2 protein-coding genes are annotated in these 825 nt (G+C 61.9%); both read left to right on the plus strand.

Going from position 1 to position 825, the window contains the following annotated elements:
* Positions 1-111 precede the first annotated feature (111 nt).
* Positions 112-546 carry a hypothetical protein gene (locus OC610_RS28235; protein ID WP_030142411.1) on the plus strand — a complete coding sequence of 145 codons (435 nt, stop codon included), beginning with the start codon at positions 112-114 and terminating at the stop codon, positions 544-546.
* On the plus strand, positions 546-825 hold a 280-nt coding region (locus tag OC610_RS28240), incomplete at its 3' end, for an META domain-containing protein (protein ID WP_264432969.1). The genes OC610_RS28235 and OC610_RS28240, both read left to right, overlap by 1 nt.

Consider the following 825-nt stretch of genomic DNA (forward strand, 5'->3'; position numbering starts at 1 on the left):
GCGAGCAGGCTCGCCCACAGGGGATGGATGGAGTTTCGTCGGCCAACCTTTCATCGAGTCCATGCCCAAGCCATGCCCCGTGCTAGCATGTCGCGCCTATTTGGAGGACCCATGGCCGAACACGATTTCCGCTACACCCTGATGAACCCACAGCACACCTTGACCGAAGTCCGCGCCCTGGCGCCGGGTCGCTACCAGGTCACCGGCAACGGCGGTTCGATCCAGGCCAACGATGTATTGCTGGTCACCCTCAAGGGCAGCAAGGATTTATCCATGCGCCTGACCGTGGACACCGTTCGTCACCTGCTCAAGCCGATGGGCCAATGGACCGCCATGACCACCGGCCCGGTGTTCGGCGAACTGGCGATCCACACCTGGCAGGTCAATTGCGACCGCTGCGCCAAGGAACTGAGCTTCGAATTCGCCGTCGATGCCAAGCTTGGCACCAAGGCGCAGAAGCCAGCCGCCACCGCGCGCATCGCCGAGTTGGGCTGGACGACGGTCGGCGAAAAACACCTGTGTCCTCAATGCCAGGAAGCCGCTTGATGAAACGCCTGGTCCTGGCCGCGCTGATCGGTGCCAGCCTGTTGGGTTGTGCCGGCGAGCCGGTGCAACTGCAACAAAACCGCAGCTATATCCTTGAATGGATAGGCGAGCGGCCGTTGATGGATTACAGCCACCTGACCATCACCCTGGGCGATGATGGCCGGGCCTATGGCAATGCCGGCTGCAACCATTGGTTCGCGCCGTATACCCTGGAAGGCCATCGGTTGAGTTTCGGCAAGGTTGGCAGCACCCGTAAACTCTGCGCCCCGGCAGTGATGG

The sequence above is a fragment of the Pseudomonas agronomica genome (assembly GCF_025917275.1).
Taxonomy (GTDB): Bacteria; Pseudomonadota; Gammaproteobacteria; order Pseudomonadales; family Pseudomonadaceae; genus Aquipseudomonas; species Aquipseudomonas agronomica.

Bases quoted from the DNA above. Each gene is read 5' to 3' on its own strand.
- OC610_RS28235 (WP_030142411.1), top strand. From the start codon at position 112: ATGGCCGAACACGATTTCCGCTACACCCTGATGAACCCACAGCACACC.